12 protein-coding genes are annotated in these 16558 nt (G+C 39.8%); 4 read left to right on the top strand and 8 right to left on the bottom strand.

Going from position 1 to position 16558, the window contains the following annotated elements:
* Positions 1-102: 102 nt before the first annotated feature.
* Positions 103-492 carry a DUF1499 domain-containing protein gene (locus I8748_RS14320; RefSeq protein ID WP_198125253.1) on the bottom strand — a complete coding sequence of 130 codons (390 nt, stop codon included), beginning with the start codon at positions 490-492 and terminating at the stop codon, positions 103-105.
* 205 nt (positions 493-697) lie between these two features.
* On the opposite strand from I8748_RS14320, the gene I8748_RS14315 reads away from it, so the two are divergent.
* Together I8748_RS14315 and I8748_RS14310 are read left to right on the top strand one after the other, a co-directional pair.
* A complete protein-coding gene (locus I8748_RS14315; protein WP_198125252.1) occupies positions 698-1843 on the top strand; it encodes an alanine--glyoxylate aminotransferase family protein in 1146 nt (381 codons plus the stop codon).
* A gap of 464 nt (positions 1844-2307) precedes the next feature.
* A complete protein-coding gene (locus I8748_RS14310; protein WP_198125251.1) occupies positions 2308-2598 on the top strand; it encodes a hypothetical protein in 291 nt (96 codons plus the stop codon).
* Between the two features lie 359 nt (positions 2599-2957).
* On the opposite strand, the gene I8748_RS14305 is transcribed toward I8748_RS14310, so the two are convergent.
* From I8748_RS14305 to bchM, 3 genes are all read right to left on the bottom strand, one after another.
* The gene (locus I8748_RS14305) at positions 2958-3338 is read right to left on the bottom strand and encodes a DUF423 domain-containing protein (protein ID WP_198125250.1); all 381 of its coding nucleotides are present in this window, start codon (positions 3336-3338) and stop codon (positions 2958-2960) included.
* A 90-nt stretch (positions 3339-3428) separates the two neighbouring features.
* On the bottom strand, positions 3429-3914 hold the full coding sequence (locus I8748_RS14300; protein ID WP_198125249.1) for a hypothetical protein: 486 nt from the start codon (positions 3912-3914) through the stop codon (positions 3429-3431).
* A gap of 390 nt (positions 3915-4304) precedes the next feature.
* Positions 4305-4991, bottom strand: a complete 687-nt coding sequence (gene bchM, locus I8748_RS14295; protein ID WP_198125248.1) for a magnesium protoporphyrin IX methyltransferase — start codon at positions 4989-4991, stop codon at positions 4305-4307.
* Positions 4992-5593: 602 nt separating this feature from the next.
* Between bchM and I8748_RS14290 the strand changes: the two genes are divergently transcribed.
* Complete coding sequence (locus I8748_RS14290) at positions 5594-7675, top strand: cation:proton antiporter domain-containing protein (protein ID WP_198125247.1); 2082 nt, start codon at positions 5594-5596, stop codon at positions 7673-7675.
* Positions 7676-8073: 398 nt separating this feature from the next.
* On the opposite strand, the gene I8748_RS14285 is transcribed toward I8748_RS14290, so the two are convergent.
* The gene (locus I8748_RS14285; protein WP_198125246.1) at positions 8074-10635 is read right to left on the bottom strand and encodes a UvrD-helicase domain-containing protein; all 2562 of its coding nucleotides are present in this window, start codon (positions 10633-10635) and stop codon (positions 8074-8076) included.
* Positions 10636-10756: 121 nt separating this feature from the next.
* Here I8748_RS14285 and I8748_RS14280 point away from each other — a divergent pair, with 121 nt between their 5' ends.
* On the top strand, positions 10757-11359 hold the full coding sequence (locus tag I8748_RS14280; protein WP_198125245.1) for a hypothetical protein: 603 nt from the start codon (positions 10757-10759) through the stop codon (positions 11357-11359).
* 170 nt (positions 11360-11529) lie between these two features.
* Here the strand turns inward: I8748_RS14280 and I8748_RS14275 are convergent, their stop codons facing one another.
* The 3 genes from I8748_RS14275 to I8748_RS14265 form a co-directional block, all read right to left on the bottom strand.
* On the bottom strand, positions 11530-12513 hold the full coding sequence (locus tag I8748_RS14275; protein WP_198125255.1) for a hypothetical protein: 984 nt from the start codon (positions 12511-12513) through the stop codon (positions 11530-11532).
* Between the two features lie 379 nt (positions 12514-12892).
* The gene (locus I8748_RS14270) at positions 12893-13411 is read right to left on the bottom strand and encodes a P-loop NTPase family protein (protein ID WP_198125244.1); all 519 of its coding nucleotides are present in this window, start codon (positions 13409-13411) and stop codon (positions 12893-12895) included.
* A 398-nt stretch (positions 13412-13809) separates the two neighbouring features.
* Positions 13810-16431 (bottom strand): PD-(D/E)XK nuclease family protein, encoded by a 2622-nt coding sequence (locus tag I8748_RS14265; protein WP_198125243.1) that lies wholly within the window; start codon positions 16429-16431, stop codon positions 13810-13812.
* Positions 16432-16558: the final 127 nt, after the last annotated feature.

The following is a 16558-nucleotide window of genomic DNA, read 5'->3' as shown; positions in this document are numbered from 1 at the left end:
GGATGGGGAGGTGAGGAGATGGGTAACAGGGGAGCAGGGGAGCAGGGGAGATAAGGGACAACTGACAACTGACAACTGACAACTGACAAATAACAAGTATAGTTATTTGAGCTTGGCTCTAATTGTCTCTATCCTTTGACGATTGACACCCAAATCGCTTTGACCTAAGCGCGAGGCTGAGCGAACATGTATAACATTTGCATTACGGTCTAGATAAAACTCGACATCATCTACAAATCCCAGCAAGGCACTTTTAAATTCTGCATATAAATAATCTTTACTTTCTGTAATAATTTTGGTTCTTGGTAAGGATTCAATGACACTTTTAAGAGCTGCGATCGCATTTTCTGGAGTAGATGTAAAAGTCAATGGTGCAATTTTGTGGACTGCATCTGAACTCTGGCTAGAAACACAATTAGGAGAATTAGGGCAAGGTGCTAATTTGCCATTACGAACACCTAAATTATTTGGTCGTTTACCTGCAAAAACCATGATTTTTTATTGTAAAGGGACTGGGTATTGGGTTTAAGGGGAAAAATTATGAATTTGCTCTGAACTCCTCCTAAATTTTGTCACAATTTCCCAGTCCCCAGTCCCCAGTTCCCTTTCCCGATCAGTCTTCAACCGAACACGATATTATACCTTTACCCCTTCATACCCTCACATTCTTTTCCTCTCGTCTAGGCGAAGACACATTATGACTTCAACAATCTCGATTAACGACAGTCAGCGCTTACAACTCAAACCTTTAGAAATTCCATCCCGTCTGCTGTTGGGGCCGGGGCCTTCAAATGCCCATCCCGCAGTACTGCAAGCGATGAATACCTCACCCGTTGGGCATCTTGACCCAGCTTTTCTAGCACTGATGGATGAGATTCAGTCTCTTTTACGCTACGTATGGCAAACAGAAAACCCCCTGACTATTGCTGTTAGCGGTACGGGAACAGCCGCAATGGAAGCAACCATTGCTAATGTCACAGAACCAGGTGATGTAGTTTTGATTGGTGTAGCTGGTTACTTCGGTAATCGCCTTGTGGATATGGCTGGGCGATATGGTGCTGATGTGCGAACGATTACAAAACCTTGGGGACAAGTTTTCACGTTAGATGAACTCAGAACTGCCGTAGAAACTCATCGTCCAGCTATTCTAGCTCTGGTTCACGCTGAAACCTCCACAGGTGCGCGTCAACCTTTGGAAGGAGTCGGTGAATTGTGCCGCGAGTTTGGCACACTACTGTTAGTAGATACGGTAACTAGTCTGGGTGGTGTCCCCATATTTTTGGATGCTTGGGGAGTTGACCTAGCTTACAGTTGTAGCCAAAAAGGTTTAGGTTGCCCGCCTGGGGCTTCTCCCTTTACAATGAGTCCGCGTGCTGTTGAGAAATTGCAACAACGCCGGACGAAGGTTGCTAACTGGTATTTGGATATGTCGTTGCTAGGTAAGTACTGGGGTAGCGATCGCATCTATCATCACACAGCTCCCATAAACCTGTACTATGCATTACGGGAAGCACTACGTTTGGTTGCAGAAGAGGGACTAGCAAATTGCTGGCAGCGTCATCAAAAGAATGTAGAGTATCTCTGGGAAGGATTGGAAGATTTAGGACTGAGTATGCACGTCGAAAAAGAGTACCGACTGCCAACTCTGACTACTGTCCGTATTCCCACCGGAGTAGATGGCAAAGCAATTTCACGGCAATTACTCAATGAACACGGCATTGAAATTGGTGGTGGTCTTGGCGAACTCGCTGGTCAAGTTTGGCGCATCGGACTAATGGGCTTCAATAGCCGCAAAGAAAGTGTTGACCAACTTTTAGCAGCACTGCGGCAGGTTTTACCGTAGTAGTAGGGGCGCACAGCTAGCTGTGCGCCCTCATCCGTGAAGCTCGTTGACCACTGACAGTCATCAGTCATCAGTCATCAGTCATCAGTTGCATGTTAAATATATAACAGCTTACAACAGTAAATTCTATACTTTGTTAATGCTCATTGAAACAAAAAACCAGTTATTAGCAGGGGCAGGAGTATCAGAACAGACACAATTAAAACCAGGGTTGCCGGCTCGATTTTAATCTGGTTTTTCTGTAGATTGCTCATTTGGCACTCTCTCGAAAATAAACACATTAACCCAGCCTAAAGGATGTTTGGTCGTTTTTTAAACCCCAAATAGGTAGAAAAATGTAACCTTTTGAATATCAAATTATCTACTCCTAATTGCTGAAATTGTCGCTATGCTTACTTTTGCGAGAGTTACCTCAAATAGTCTTTATACCTTCTTCACCAAATTTTAGATAAATTTATATTAATTTGTATTATTTCCGCGTACTTCTGAAATATGACGGTGAAATTAAAGAAGATAAAGGAGTAATTATCAATGAGATTTTTAATTTACCATACATTCCAGATTTAATAGCCCAAAAGTTTGCAGATACAGAAAAGTCTACTTTGTCAAATATTGATGTGACTTTTCATCAAAGTGAATATGAACGGTTGCGCGATCGCTTGCAAGAGGCATATGAAGCTAGTAAACTACCTGAAGCACCTGTAGCGAAGGAAAGTTTACATAATTTGCTCGTCAACTTGAGAATTAGAAGTTAATAGATTTTAACTCGCCATATCCATAAGGTTATTTGTTCCAAGGTAGCTTAGTACCCATCTCAGTCAATGCTGAGAAGACCAGATAGAGGATGAGTAACCCCACACCTGCGAAAAAAGCCAACAAATCGTTATCCATAAATGTTTGTTGCTAAAACTTTGCTAATCATAGCGGAACTTATATCTCACACCAAGTACGATAACCGCCTCAAAATGAATTGGTGTGTAAAAATTTTAACTTCTAATATCATGTCCGCTTAAATAATTATGATTAAATCTCACGCAGCAGCCCAGAAGCGCAGAGAGATTTTATGAGTTTTTATCATAACTAATTAGACGGACATGATATAATTCCTAACAGTTTAAAATTTCAAACTCCAGGCGCTAAAGGCTAAAGCACCCCAACCAGCAAGAAAGGCTGCACCGCCTAATGGTGCAATGGCACCCAAGGATTTAATACCACTTAAACTCAGAGCGTACAAACTCCCTGAGAAAAGAGCAATACCAATGATAAACAGCCACCCACTAGCTATGAGGGTGGGTTGAGGCGATTGAGTGCGACTAATTAGTAATGCTACCAATAAAAGTGCTAGAGCGTGGTACATTTGGTAACGAGCGCCGGTTTCAAATATTTCTAGCGATCGCTCACTAATTTTTTCTCGTAAAGCATGGGAAGCGAAAGCACCAGCAGCAACCGACAAACCGCCTAAAGCAGCAGCTAAACTTAAAAAAATCTGCGTCATGAAACCTAGCCGTAAATAAGTGTGTAATTTAACAGGGTAAAGCCATAAATCCTAAACATTACTCATCGCTGACACTCATCAGTCATCATATTAGATATCAAAATGATATGATACGCCCCCTTCTTCATTCACTTGAAAATTAGCATTGAATTCTTTAGCTTTTTCATCTAAATATTGCCTGGCGGCTGCTGCTGGTAGTTGTGAATGCATCGCAAAACCTAAAAGAGTTACGCGCCCGTGGTTTTCTTGTAACATTTGATAAAAGACAGATTGCAAGCGATCGCTCACTTGTTGCTGAAGTGCTTTTTGCTCATGCTTATTTTGACGGTACATTGCTAAGCTTAACCATCCACCCAGCACTATAGTAGGAATGCCAAAAATTAGACCTTGCCTAGCAGTAGTTTCCAGGAAATAACGAGCATCATCATTGACAAATTCCTGAACTTGGTCAGCATCACCTTTGGGTATTGGCTTCAGCATACTATTTTTCTCAAGTACGGCTGAGACTGATAGTGTTAAAAACATGAATCCGAGTGTTAATAGCCAACCCGCAGCTAATTTTTCAGCAGTCTTCATAGTTCCACTTCAGATTTACAGATTGCTTGCAATTTTAACCTTACTTTTGCCAAGCTAGCAGTAATCATCAAAATACAGCATTGAATCATGGTGTTGCTGAAAAACCAGTATTAATTGACTGATGCTCCAATTCATCAGGACTTACGCACTGTACAAAGTAACTATAATATGTGTGACAGTATTTGGTTGTTACAAGCGCTTTGCATAACCGTGATTTATTCGCAAATATGCGAACACTAGGTGCTAAACATAACTGAAACACCCAAATTACTGTTATTACTTATATACGATGCGTAAGTCCTAGTAATTTATTTTTGGTATTCTCTGAGCCTTAGAGGCTGTTTGTTATCGCAGCAAAAGTATAGTATTTATTTTGCTGCGATTTTAACCTCACTTACGTGTTGCTTCCAGCAGGCGGGAGAAATAGAAGCGCGTCTTAGTAAACGCCTGACGCTGCACAGCAAAACCATTACTTTCCAGGATTTTTACCACATCAGCCTCACGGTGTAGATAAGCGCGAGTTGTCTTACTCGCTCCAGGAAAGAAACTGCCTATTTTTTTGAGTATACTCAAAGCGCAGGTTTTGGGCGCAAAACTGAGAATAATCCGTGACTGTGCCAAAGAACACAAATGAGAAATCATCTCATCAGCTTTTTCTTGAGGATAGTGGATCAGAACATCTAAACAAATCACGGTGTGGTAACTACCGCTTAAGGATTCTAAATCCTGCACGGCAAAAATAGGGTTTTCGGCATTTCCCAAGGTTTGTAAGGCTCTATCCTTGCCTTCTGACACCATTTTTTCAGAAATATCGCTGGCATAGACCTTAGCACCATCTGCCGCTAGGGGGATGCTAAGACTTCCCACACCACACCCAGCGTCGCAAATCGATAGCTCTGGTAAATTTTTATCAGCTTTCAGCCAGCCGATGACCGTATCCACAGTTTGCTGGTGGCCATTGCGGATGTCTAGCTGGACTTTATTGACTTCGCCATCGCCATAAATCCGCCTCCAGCGGTCAAACCCTGTGGAATTGAAATACTCGCGAACAATGGTTTTATCGTCGGCTGCGTTCATAAACTTTGATTTCTAAGGGTTCCCAATGCTTAAAATTATCACCAATAGCAACCTTTAAGAACGCTCTTCCAAATTTTTCTAGATTAATGTCTCACACATATGCGATGATACTGGCGTACAAAGAGAGGCCAGTTTGTCAGCTACTGATGATTTTAACTTTGCACAAATACGGCTAGCTTCTTTTAAGATAAATTTCCAACTTGGAACCAAATGGAGATTGACAAAAGAATTCTGTCAATCTAAAAATTATTATGGTTATTTTTTATTCAACCTTGACTCTAGTTAAGTTGGATTGTTTTTTACGCATAACTGTTATTCTTTCATTTTTGTAAGATTTTGGAAATATAAATATTATTTATGACTATTGAGACATGGATTATTTGAGTTACGGAAAATTCCATTACTATTTATGGCCAAAGATTTAAACAATCACTTCTTTAGATAGAATTAACAATACCATCGTCACCTTTATGCTGTTAAGGTTTTTATTGGTAGTAACCCATAAATTTAAATGATACATAAACAATTAAGCAATATCCTATCAAAGTAGTAAAATAAATTTTTAAGTGATTAGTTTTACCATTTAGTTTTATTAATTAAACATGGCACTGAACTCGTTAGCAGACAGCCCAATCATTGCATTTACCATTCTCCTGACCGTTATCTTTACTATACCCCCGATATTTGAGAAACTACGACTTCCTGGATTAGTGGGTTTGCTCGTGGCAGGTGTAGTATTAGGACAAAATGGATTAAAGCTTTTAGACTCGGAGTCTGACACTATCAAACTGCTCTCGGATATTGGCAAAATTTATTTGATGTTCGTGGCAGGTTTAGAAATTGATTTAGAACAGTTTCGTAAAACTAAGAATCGCTCAATTGGTTTTGGTTTTATGACATTTATAGTACCAATGATTGCTGGTACTCTTGTAGGGCATTTATTCAATTTTAGTTGGAATGCTTCGGTTCTGATTGGTTCTTTACTTGCTTCTCATACTCTGTTGGCATATCCAATTGTGAGTCGGCTGGGAGTTGTCACGAATGAAGCTGTAACTGTCACTATTGGTGCGACGATTTTTACAGACACAGGTGCTTTGCTTGTGCTAGCAATTTGTGTCGGCATCCACGCCGGAGAATTTTCAGCGCTGAGTTTAGTAACTTTGTTGGGTGGATTAGCAATTTATGCTGTGGTTGTCTTGTTTGGCTTTGACTGGGCCGGAAAAGAGTTTTTTCGCCGTTCTGGGGATGAACAAAGTAACCAGTTTTTGTTTATCTTACTAGCGTTATTTTTAGCATCTGTGGGAGCGCAGGTAATTGGAGTCGAAAAAATTGTTGGTGCATTTTTAGCAGGTTTAGCAGTTAATGATGTACTAGGCCGCAGTCCAGTTAAAGAAAAAGTCGAGTTTATTGGCAGTGTTTTATTTATCCCTTGTTTCTTTGTAGACATGGGATTATTGATTGATATTCCTGCATTTATCAAAACTCTGAGTTCAATTTGGCTAACCTTGGCAATTGTAGTCGCTTTGATTGGCAGCAAATTTATAGCGGCATTCTTCGCCAAATTACTTTACCGTTACAACACAGCAGAATTGCTGACGATGTGGTCATTGTCACTACCACAGGTAGCTGCTACACTAGCCGCAACATTAGTCGCCTATCAAACAGTCAATGCTGCTGGTGAACGTTTAATTAATGAAGGTGTCTTAAACAGTGTAATTGTTCTGATGCTGGTGACTGCGATTCTCGGCCCAGTAATAACGGCAAGATTTGCTACTTCATTACAGCTTTCTCCAGTAGATTTAGAAACAGATAAACTCACAACTTGGTGGGGGAATTCTGAAGACCAGTTAGCAGATAAAAGTGATGAACTATTCACTGTCATAGTACCAGTATACAACCCTCAAACCCAGCGCTATTTAATAGAAATGGCAGCACTTTTAGCTCGTCATGAATCTGGACGGATTGTGGCATTAGCTATTACTAAAGCACATATACAGATGGACGATCCGCAATTATCAATAGCACTGAATCAAAGTAAGCAAAGATTAAATTTTGCTAGAGAAATCAGTCAAGAATTTGGCGTGGAAGTATCACCTGCAATTCGGATTGATGATGATGCAGCTTTGGGAATTAGCCGCGCCAGTCGAGAACAAAATGCCAATTTGGTGGTGATGGGTTGGTCGCGGACAACAGGCTTGCGTGCCCGCTTGTTTGGTAGTGTAATTGATAGCGTTTTCTGGTCTTCTCACTGTCAGGTAGCGGTAACACGTCTGTTGAGTAGTCCTACAACCATCAAAAGAATTCTGGTGCCAGTTGGAGATTTAACGCGACAAACTATAGGTGCTGTGCGGTTCGCTCAAATTTTGGCTGATGTGAATCAAGCAGAGGTGGTGTTGTTACATGTCTCCAATCGCAAAACCCCCCCAACTTTGACAGAAAAATTTACATCTCAATGGTCAGATATCGCTGCTAAAAGCCAATTGCAAGTGACTACAAACATTCAAACCATTAAGGATGATGATATCGCTAGAGTCATTATTCGGGAAGCTGAAGCATTTGATTTAGCAGTTTTGCGTTCTGTTCGTTATCGCACAGCTGGTGGGTTAGCCGTCAGTCAAGTGACAACACGAGTAATTCAAGAATTGAAGTGTTCAATTGTGTTGCTGGGAGAACCTAACTCGTGATAGTCAGTTGTTGATTAATGATTGATGACTGATGACTGTTCACACTCAGCAATGAACAATTACAATGCAATACTTTTAGATGCTAGGACTAAACACTCCTAGCATTGCTTTTAATATAGGAATCCGATTTGATTTATGAAAAAATTTAGGTATACTCCTAACTAGCACATTTTATAAGCCTTATGTGGCAAAGCTTTTAGCCTTCCTTGAAAAATGTGCTAGTTTCATTCATTTACATAAGCAGGGACAGCAGGTTCGTCTAGTTGGTTTAAATTTTCTAGAACTTATGCATTGACAAGCGGAACAAAAAGTGCGTAAAGAAAATATCGAAAAATACTTAGGATATTTACTTTGTTATATGATTTTCTGATGAAGTGATTGTGCAAATTAAATGTGTTTTAGATTAGTAACCTATGGGGTTCTGGTGGTAAAGGTGGTTCTGGCGGTACTGGGGGTTGTGCAAGTTCTGGATTAAAGGGAATAGTATTAATGGCAATTCCCGCAGCAGTTAAGCCAGGTTCTAGCCTAGATAAACTACCACCAGATGCATCGGTTGCAGTTAGAATTAGTTGATCTCGCGCACGAGTTAAAGCTACATACAATACTCGCAAAGCTTCTGCTTCTTCCCTGGTTTTCCGCAAATGTTCTAAACATAGATATAGCACTGGCTTTTGTGTTTCACCTTGCTCATCTTCTAGCTTCAAAGCAACACCATATGCAGGGTCAAAGTAAACTGTTTCGCTGGTATGAGGTTGAGAACGAGTTAAGTCTGGAATAACTACAACTGACCACTCCAAGCCTTTAGCAGCATGGATGGTCATTAAAGCCACTGCATCATTAGCTGATAAGGGTAAACGAGGTATTTGTATTTCTGCTGCTGCTAATTGTTTAAGGCGGCGTACTGCGGTAAAAACATCATTGCTACCATGTTCTAACTGGCGTACTAACTCTACAAAACCTCGCCAGTCTGCTTCTCGTCGTGCTGCACCCGGTAAGTTAGTAATCACAGCAGTGTAACCAGTAAGATGATTTGCTATTTGTAAAAGGCGAGTTGGGGGTTCTAAATTGCGATCGCCCAACAATTCACCCAACACTTGCACAGGTCGCTGCAATTCAGGAATATCAGATAATTTGAGCTTTTGCCACCAGTTAGTTTTCGCTTTTTCGTCTTGTTCTGTGGTATAATCTTCTTGATTTTGGACAAAAGTAAACAAAACTCGATCACTAACTGCAAAAAACGGACTACGCAGCACAGCTACTAAAGCTAAATCATCACTGGGATCTGCCAAAAAACGCAACAATGCCCAAGCATCTTTGGCTTCTCGTGTCCCCAATAAATTACCACCCCCAGCCAAAGCAATGGGAATTCCCACACTTGCTAAAGCTTCGCCGTAAACTTCTAAAGGTTCCCAAGTGCGGGACAAAATTGCAATATCTCTAGGCTTCATTGGACGCAGAGATTGAGTTTTTTTGTCATAAACTGGGGTTCCCTCATCTAGCATTTGTTTGAGTAATTTCGCTAGATGACTAGCTTCTACTCTCAAACGTTGGGGTTTATTGATATCTGACTCTGCTTGTACTGTATAAACTTGTATTGATGGGTGAGAATTAGGAGATTCACGGCGATGGGCATCTAAATTTTGGTGTAAATTATTTAGTAATGGAGCAAATATATGATTGATATTATTCACCAAGAGTTTGTGAGTACGGAAACTAATAGTTAAAATCTCTTCCTTGCCGCCACAACTGATAATGCGATCGCGCCAACTTTGAAATACTTCAACATCAGCACGGCGAAATCCATAAATTGATTGTTTAGCATCACCAACTATAGTCAATAAAGTATTTTGTGTGAGTATTTCTAATATCTCCGACTGCACAGGATTAGTATCTTGAAATTCATCAACTAAAAAAGCTTGCCAACGTTGAGCATAATAAAATTTTACTTGTTCATCTTGTAAAGCTTGCAGTGCGCCAACTTCCAAATCTGCAAAGTCCAAAATCCGAGAATGGCGTTTTGCTTGATGAATATGCTTTCTTACTGACTCAAACGCTGCTTGCAGTGCTGGAAGCATAGTTTTTAATTGCTCATCAACTGCACCAAACTCTAAACTTACTAAACCATCTTTCAGAACTTTTTCAATTAAATCTCGTAGTTCTTTGATAGTTTGTTTAACAATTTCTAAGCCTCTATCCGACCAATTCTTTTTACTGCCTACATTAATTTTCAGTCCAGCAATTACCGATAGCGATTCTGTAATATTTTCTCCCGATTCTACAGCAATCATTGCTTGTAAAGCTGGTTGACGTGTTTCTAATTCCAAGCGATCGCCATTTTTACCCACATAACTTTGTAGAGTCAGGCGTGCTTGTTGCCAAGTTGAATGCTGTAACAGTTCACTCACAGCTTTTGCTTGTAATAAGAGCGCTAATTGCTGCCATTTTTCAGTATCTTGTGCTAAAGCTTGTTTTGCTGCGATCGGGTCTTTGAGTAATGTCTGCAATGCTTGAGACATCAAAGAATAAGGAACTTGTTCATAAAGTTCTACAGGTAAACAATCCAATGCTTCATCTAACCACTGATTAACCCTCAGCATTCCTTCCAGTTCATCTAAAACTGTAAAGTCCGGTGAAACATCCGCCGCTTGGGGATGTTCCCGACAAATTCGCATTGCTAAGGCGTGGATAGTGCTAATTTGAGCCGCCTCCAGTTCTGCTAATATATCAGCACGTTCTGGTAATTCCTGACTGACCAAAAGCCGAATACGCGATCGCAACTCCGCCGCTGCTTTATCTGTAAATGTGACTGCAACTATCTCTAGAGGTGAAAGTTCATGCGATCGCAGCTGATACAAATAACGTTCAGCAAGCATATGGGTTTTACCAGTTCCCGCACCTGCTATGACTGCAACACTACCATTGGCATAGGCTGCTTTTTGCTGTTGTTCAGTCAAACTCATAAATTATACCATTTTAGATTTTAGATTTTGGAAGAATTACTATACTGGTCAGTAATTTTATCAATATCATTTATTTAGACATATTGTATAATCTTTAACTTAATCTACTCACATTGAGGTTATGCTTAAAAAGATAGGCGCAGCAATTGTTTTTAGCATAGTATTTGCCTTTAATCCTTTTAATCCTATAGTTATAGGTGAAAATAGCAATTCCAACTACCGTAGTCATCTTTTTGAAAAGTCCAGTAAAAAATTAATTGATTCCTCTAAAATCTCCATAGGTGGGATTAAACTGGGCATGAAAGAAAAAGATATTATCAAAAAATTGGGTAAACCGAAAAGTCGAACTATAAAGTATAATGACTTTTGTGATCTTCGTTTATATACTACTATTTGGAAATTTGACGGATTAGAAATTGAGGGTCTTTCAACTACTAATAATCCAAGTAACAGTGAAGTACATCAAATTACTACTTATAGTTCCTATTATTCCACTGAAAAAGGGGTAAAGGTAGGCGATAACATAATTAAGGCTCTCAAAGCATACTCAACGCTTTTATCAACATATGAGTATAGCTCAACATTATCAACAAGTGAGCTTTTATCAAAAATTGATAGTGAAAATCGTTTAGGATATGCCAATGATGCTTATGGTGGTTTATTCTTTTCTACCAACAAACAGAGGAATATTAGAGAAATCAGACTAGTAGTAGGTGCTTGTTGAGAAGATATTTTGTTAAGTAGAAAGCAAGAGGTAAACTGCAATTTGGGAGGGATTTAAAGCCTCTCCCAAAATTTTTTTGTCGTTTTACCCAATACCCAGTCCCTATTGCCCCTAATCCCCACTCCCGTTGGTCGTGGGGGCCCCGAGTTCCCCAGTACCCAGTCCCCAATTTACACTCCCCATCCTGGGTTTATGCATACAATGTTGCCAGTAGAAACTTCTTCAAACTTGCCTAACCTGCGATTAGAACGCCATGCCTTTTTTATCTGTTTCCAATATTCAGTCTCTTCAGATTTAGCAATTGCTATCAACTCAGGGTCACTTACTCCATTTCGCATACATAAGCCACCAAATCCAAGCACCTCTGATTTTCCTAGTTGAGGTAAATTAAGTACATCAATTACTTGAGCAGTTACTTTTCCCTGGCTATCTGGTGCTGAAAGGGTTTGAAACCATAACATTTCCTGATTGCCCTTTTTAATCCGGCTGACTGCATAGGTAAAATTATCTTGAAATTCTCCTACTATCGAGCCTCCTAAGTATTGAAGACCTTTAGGCAAATTTATATTGTAGTAGCGTAGACCAATATAACTTGAATTATTGTCTGCTGAATCTGCTAGATTAAATCTAGAGCCAAAAGTTTCTCCCAACACGATTTGTTGAGGGTTATAATTCAATTTTTGGGAAGAAAGCTGGTATTTTTTACCGTCAAATTTAAATACTCTCCAAGCTATTTCTCTTGGTTCATAAGTGAATACGGGAGCAGCAATATTAATCCAACCTTGACTTCGATTTGGAAGTACTGCTACTTCCAGTTCACCGCGTGAAGTAAATACCTCTGAAATGAAGCGATAATTACTGCCATTTTTTTGAAAAATATAAACAGGACAATGACGATTATTACATACTAAGCCCTGTTGAATGCCTATGAGGGTTTCTTTAATGCCGTCATTATTCAAATCTATCTCAGCAAGTTTATATGTAATTTCATTCCAATTCACATTCTGAAAATCTTTACTAATATTGGCTTTGATGGCGTTGATCAAATTTGGATTTGGTCGATTATTTTGAGGTATTTGGGCTTGAATAGGTAGAAAGCTGACACCACAAACTATTAAATTCACTGCGATACCAAGTAGTATTTTTCCTTTCATATACTTCTCAACTTTATAATTCTAAATTCCACAGTAGACAATAACCAGACAAACTGTCTCTCAATTCATATACATGTTGCCATTTTTGCTGTGTAAGTCCTGTTGTAGCATTTGGCTAACGAATTACAATCAAGTTTTTCAACACGGGTTTTGTTTTAAGTTTTCCCTCACCAGTTGCTTGTCTAACAACTTGGACTAGAACTGGCGAATACACTGTTGCGAATTCATTTAAGGGGTTCAAAAAGGGGTAGGATAAGCTTTAAACATCCAAATCTACGCCTATGAATGGCGATCGCTGCATAACAAGCCCAATATAGGGCGATCATCAAAAAGTGATATTCTGAGCGTTCTTTGTTGTCTACTCCCTACTCCCTACTTTCTACTCCCATTCAATGAATTCAAAAAATTGCGAAATCTGTTTAGTTGATCGAATGTGATAAACACTTTTGATGCTTTGAGCCTGCTTGATATACTCACGATATTTTGGAGTCAAATATTTGTGACATAACCAAAGCACGCGGTAGCTAGTCAGTGAACTCTTCAATATTGGACTGTTTTGCGGCCAGCCTTCTGGCGGTTTAAAATAACCTGTGATGAATCGTTTAGTTACCCACCAGAAATGCACATATAGCGGTAGATCGACAAAAACCAGACTATCTGCCTCATCAAGTCGTAGCCAGAGGGTTTCCATACAACCAAACCCGTCAATAATCCATTGGTCAGTAAGTAAAATTTGCTGATGGGCGCGCTTATACTCTTCATGCGGTATCTCAGCACCCCCTGGTTGATATTGAATCTTATCCAAGATGTGAAGTGGCAAACCAGTGATTTGGGATAATCTTTTGCTTAGAGTTGATTTACCGCCTCCAGAATTGCCAAACACCACTACTTTTTTCATAGCCACTCTCCTTCTATTCATATCTTGCACCAGCTTTCCGTCTCGCCAACAAATAAATTTCACAGGCTTTTAGCTAAAGTCATATTTATCTGACTATAAAAATATTTCAGTTTTTTGCAACGGAATTATGCTGTTATATCAAGTTTGCTTAATTACTTATAAAAAGCGAAGAACCCCACCCCGCCTTTGACTTGCGTCAAAGTTTCCCCTCCCCGTTCACGGGGAGGGGTTAGGGGTGGGGTGCAATGACAGTGGAAATCATAACTATTTATCCGAACTTGATATTATACTAAGAATTTATTCTCAAGTGAGATATGCGGTTATAAAAGATTGCTCGGATTTGGTCTGGCTGGTCAATAGAGCAGATAGTAGGCAGTTTACAACAACAATATGAGTTATTAAATCGAAGCTTTACGGCTTTGGCGAGAACCCTTACGGCAAACTAAATCATAAGGGCAATATTGACAGGAATGTTGCTCAACATCCGGTGCAACTGGGTAATATCCTGATTGTAAGTAAGATTTGAATTTTTGAGCGATCGCTTGCAATGTTTCTGGACTTGGTTGTTTCTTAGAAAGCTTTTTACCTTTGGTGAGAGAGTAATAATAAGCTTGATGTACTGTTTCCCCCGGAAACAAAGTTGTACTAGCAAAATGAATATATAGAGGTAGTTGAATATCTATATTAGCTTTCCCAAATTCATCTTTGATACCCCGTGGCGCTTGGGAACTAGTTTTGTAATCTAATAAAATTAAACCTTGGGGAGTGCGGTCTATTCTATCAATTTGACCTTTAATAATTAAGCCATACCATTCGCCGACAAACTTCTGTTCTACCTGAAAAAATTCTGCCTCTGTTTGACAAAATTCCGGTTGCATACACGCTCGAATTAAAACGTTTAAATGTTCAGTCCTTCTAGCTTCCCAAGCTGGCAACAAAGGTAATTGTAAATCTTGTTCTGCTTGCACAAAAGCAGTTTCTAAATTTTCGGGAACTTTGGATAGATCTGAAGTATTTAATAAAGCTAATTCCAAGCTACGGTGATACAAAGAACCTCTTAAACTGGAATTTAATTCTTCTTCAGCTTCTTCCACCTCTGCCAAGTGCAAAACTTTATTAGCAAACCATTTAAAGGGACATTGACCTAAAGCAGTTAACTGAGATGCGCTAAACACGCGTTTATCCGGGTCTAACGGCAAACCAATTACACCATCATACTCATCATAAGGGTTTGCTCCCTCTCTGCGTTTTTCCACATTCCAAGCATGGATTGCCTGTGGTAAAACATCATCGTCTAGTAAAGTTTCACGTCGCAGATAAATTTGTCTTGCTTCTTCTAAACTAGCAACAGGTAAAGGTGGAGGTTGGACAATTTCCAATCCTAATTTTGAGAGATAAGAACTAGGTAAAGTGGCTTCCTTACCAATAATCTGCAGATAAGAAAAAGTCAAACTTTGAGTGGGAGTTTGTAATAAAGCGTAGAATGAAATTATTTCTCTTCGCGCTGCTTGTGCTGCGTCGTCAAACTCAAATCCTTGTTGGCGTAGTAGTTTACGTTCATAGAAATCTAGTATTGGCTCATCTTGTATTGGTGCTGGTAAAATTCCTTCAACTGCACCCAAGACAAAAACGTGCTGAAATTTTGCTCCAAATATAGAAAGCGGTGTATGTAATTCTACACCTCCGTTACCAGGTTGAGCAGGCACAGTCACTAGTGCTAAACTGCCCATCACATCCGCCGCAAATTCTCCTAAACTGATGACTTCTTCTTCTGGTTTCGACAAGTCTACCAGCACTTCTTGAAATTGATAAAAAGCAACAATTTCCCTAGCCCAAGGTTCTGCACCTTGCAGCAAGTTAAACTTATTCAAGACATCTTGCATCCGTTCTACCCAATTAGCGCGAGTATCTTCGTATTGCCAATCAAGTAAAGAGAGGTTAACGCCCAAATTTTGCCAGGCTAACAGGTTAGATGGATGCTGTTTACGGGCTTCTTGCCAAACTTCGGCAGATAATGCACAACACAAAGGATTTGTCAATAATCTGGCAGTGGACTCAAAGGGAAATTTGTCTTGGATAACTTGCAATAGTAACTGCACCCAAGCGCCCACTCTAGTAGCATTCAACGGTACTCCATACAAAGCGCTGACTGGTAAGTTGTACTCGTAAGCGACATCTAACACTGTCGGGCCATAAAATTGATCATCTCTAGCTACCAGCACAATTTCATTTGCTGGCGTTCCCTGGCTGAGAAGATTTTTGACCTGTGCTAAGGTGCCGCGTACCTCTGATTCCAAGTGTGCATAAATGTGGGCTTTCACTTCAGCAGGAACTATTGTTTGGTTGAGGAAACAATCTTGCAGTTGTTTGCCAAGTGAAGGCTTAGTTTCTTTGAATACTTGTACTTGCCAACTTTGCTGCTGTAACCAATCTACAGCTTTTTGATTGTCTACAAAATTGCTAGACTCTGGACAAGGCAAGACTATTACACTGTGATGATCTGCGATCGCATTTAAAAAGTGAAGTTGGTCAATGCGGGGATGAAAGTAGCCATAAATTAGAACTAATTGACGTTTAGTAATCACACCGCTAGCCTGCCAAAGAACTTCAGCAGCATCTACCATGCCTTTTTCTCTCAGCAAACTTACGTATGTTTGCGTTAAAAGGGCTAGTTGTTTGGTACGGCTACTACTCACACCAGCCAGTGATTCTAGATTAATTCCCGCCCGCAATACAGCTTTGATTGCAGAGGAAAAAGCGCGTGTAGTTCCTTCAACATCAGACGTTTGGATAACTCTACTGACTGCTGTACGCAGCAAACGCGATTCCATTAATATCGATGCAACTTGAATACCTGCTTCTACCAAACTTTGCTTTGCCAGAGTTTCTAAGCTTTGGTGTGGTACTTTTAATGCTCGTGCTGTTTGTAATGTTGGGGTAATTACTTTAACAGGCTGGTGCTTAGCTAACTGCTGGTTTAAGTAGTTATCAGGTAGATTGAAGTAAACAAATCGCTTCATTCAGTCCCTTTTACCTTTTTATTAGAGATTGAGTGAAAAATCTGGCAAACTAAGCAGAAATTTCTTCGGCATTTCTCTTATAACAAACATAAATTAAGCGCGATCGCACATCCAGCAAACTCAAGTC

Source organism: Amazonocrinis nigriterrae CENA67, from assembly GCF_016056305.1.
Lineage (GTDB): Bacteria > Cyanobacteriota > Cyanobacteriia > Cyanobacteriales > Nostocaceae > Amazonocrinis > Amazonocrinis nigriterrae.
The sequence above is the reverse complement of the archived record's forward strand: the minus strand, read 5'-3'. Positions and strand labels throughout refer to the sequence as shown.

Bases quoted from the DNA above. Each gene is read 5' to 3' on its own strand.
- I8748_RS14320 (WP_198125253.1), bottom strand. From the start codon at position 492: ATGGTTTTTGCAGGTAAACGACCAAATAATTTAGGTGTTCGTAATGGC.
- I8748_RS14315 (WP_198125252.1), top strand. From the start codon at position 698: ATGACTTCAACAATCTCGATTAACGACAGTCAGCGCTTACAACTCAAA.
- I8748_RS14305 (WP_198125250.1), bottom strand. From the start codon at position 3,338: ATGACGCAGATTTTTTTAAGTTTAGCTGCTGCTTTAGGCGGTTTGTCG.
- I8748_RS14300 (WP_198125249.1), bottom strand. From the start codon at position 3,914: ATGAAGACTGCTGAAAAATTAGCTGCGGGTTGGCTATTAACACTCGGA.
- bchM (WP_198125248.1), bottom strand. From the start codon at position 4,991: ATGAACGCAGCCGACGATAAAACCATTGTTCGCGAGTATTTCAATTCC.
- I8748_RS14290 (WP_198125247.1), top strand. From the start codon at position 5,594: ATGGCACTGAACTCGTTAGCAGACAGCCCAATCATTGCATTTACCATT.
- I8748_RS14285 (WP_198125246.1), bottom strand. From the start codon at position 10,635: ATGAGTTTGACTGAACAACAGCAAAAAGCAGCCTATGCCAATGGTAGT.
- I8748_RS14280 (WP_198125245.1), top strand. From the start codon at position 10,757: ATGCTTAAAAAGATAGGCGCAGCAATTGTTTTTAGCATAGTATTTGCC.
- I8748_RS14275 (WP_198125255.1), bottom strand. From the start codon at position 12,513: ATGAAAGGAAAAATACTACTTGGTATCGCAGTGAATTTAATAGTTTGT.
- I8748_RS14270 (WP_198125244.1), bottom strand. From the start codon at position 13,411: ATGAAAAAAGTAGTGGTGTTTGGCAATTCTGGAGGCGGTAAATCAACT.
- I8748_RS14265 (WP_198125243.1), bottom strand. From the start codon at position 16,431: ATGAAGCGATTTGTTTACTTCAATCTACCTGATAACTACTTAAACCAG.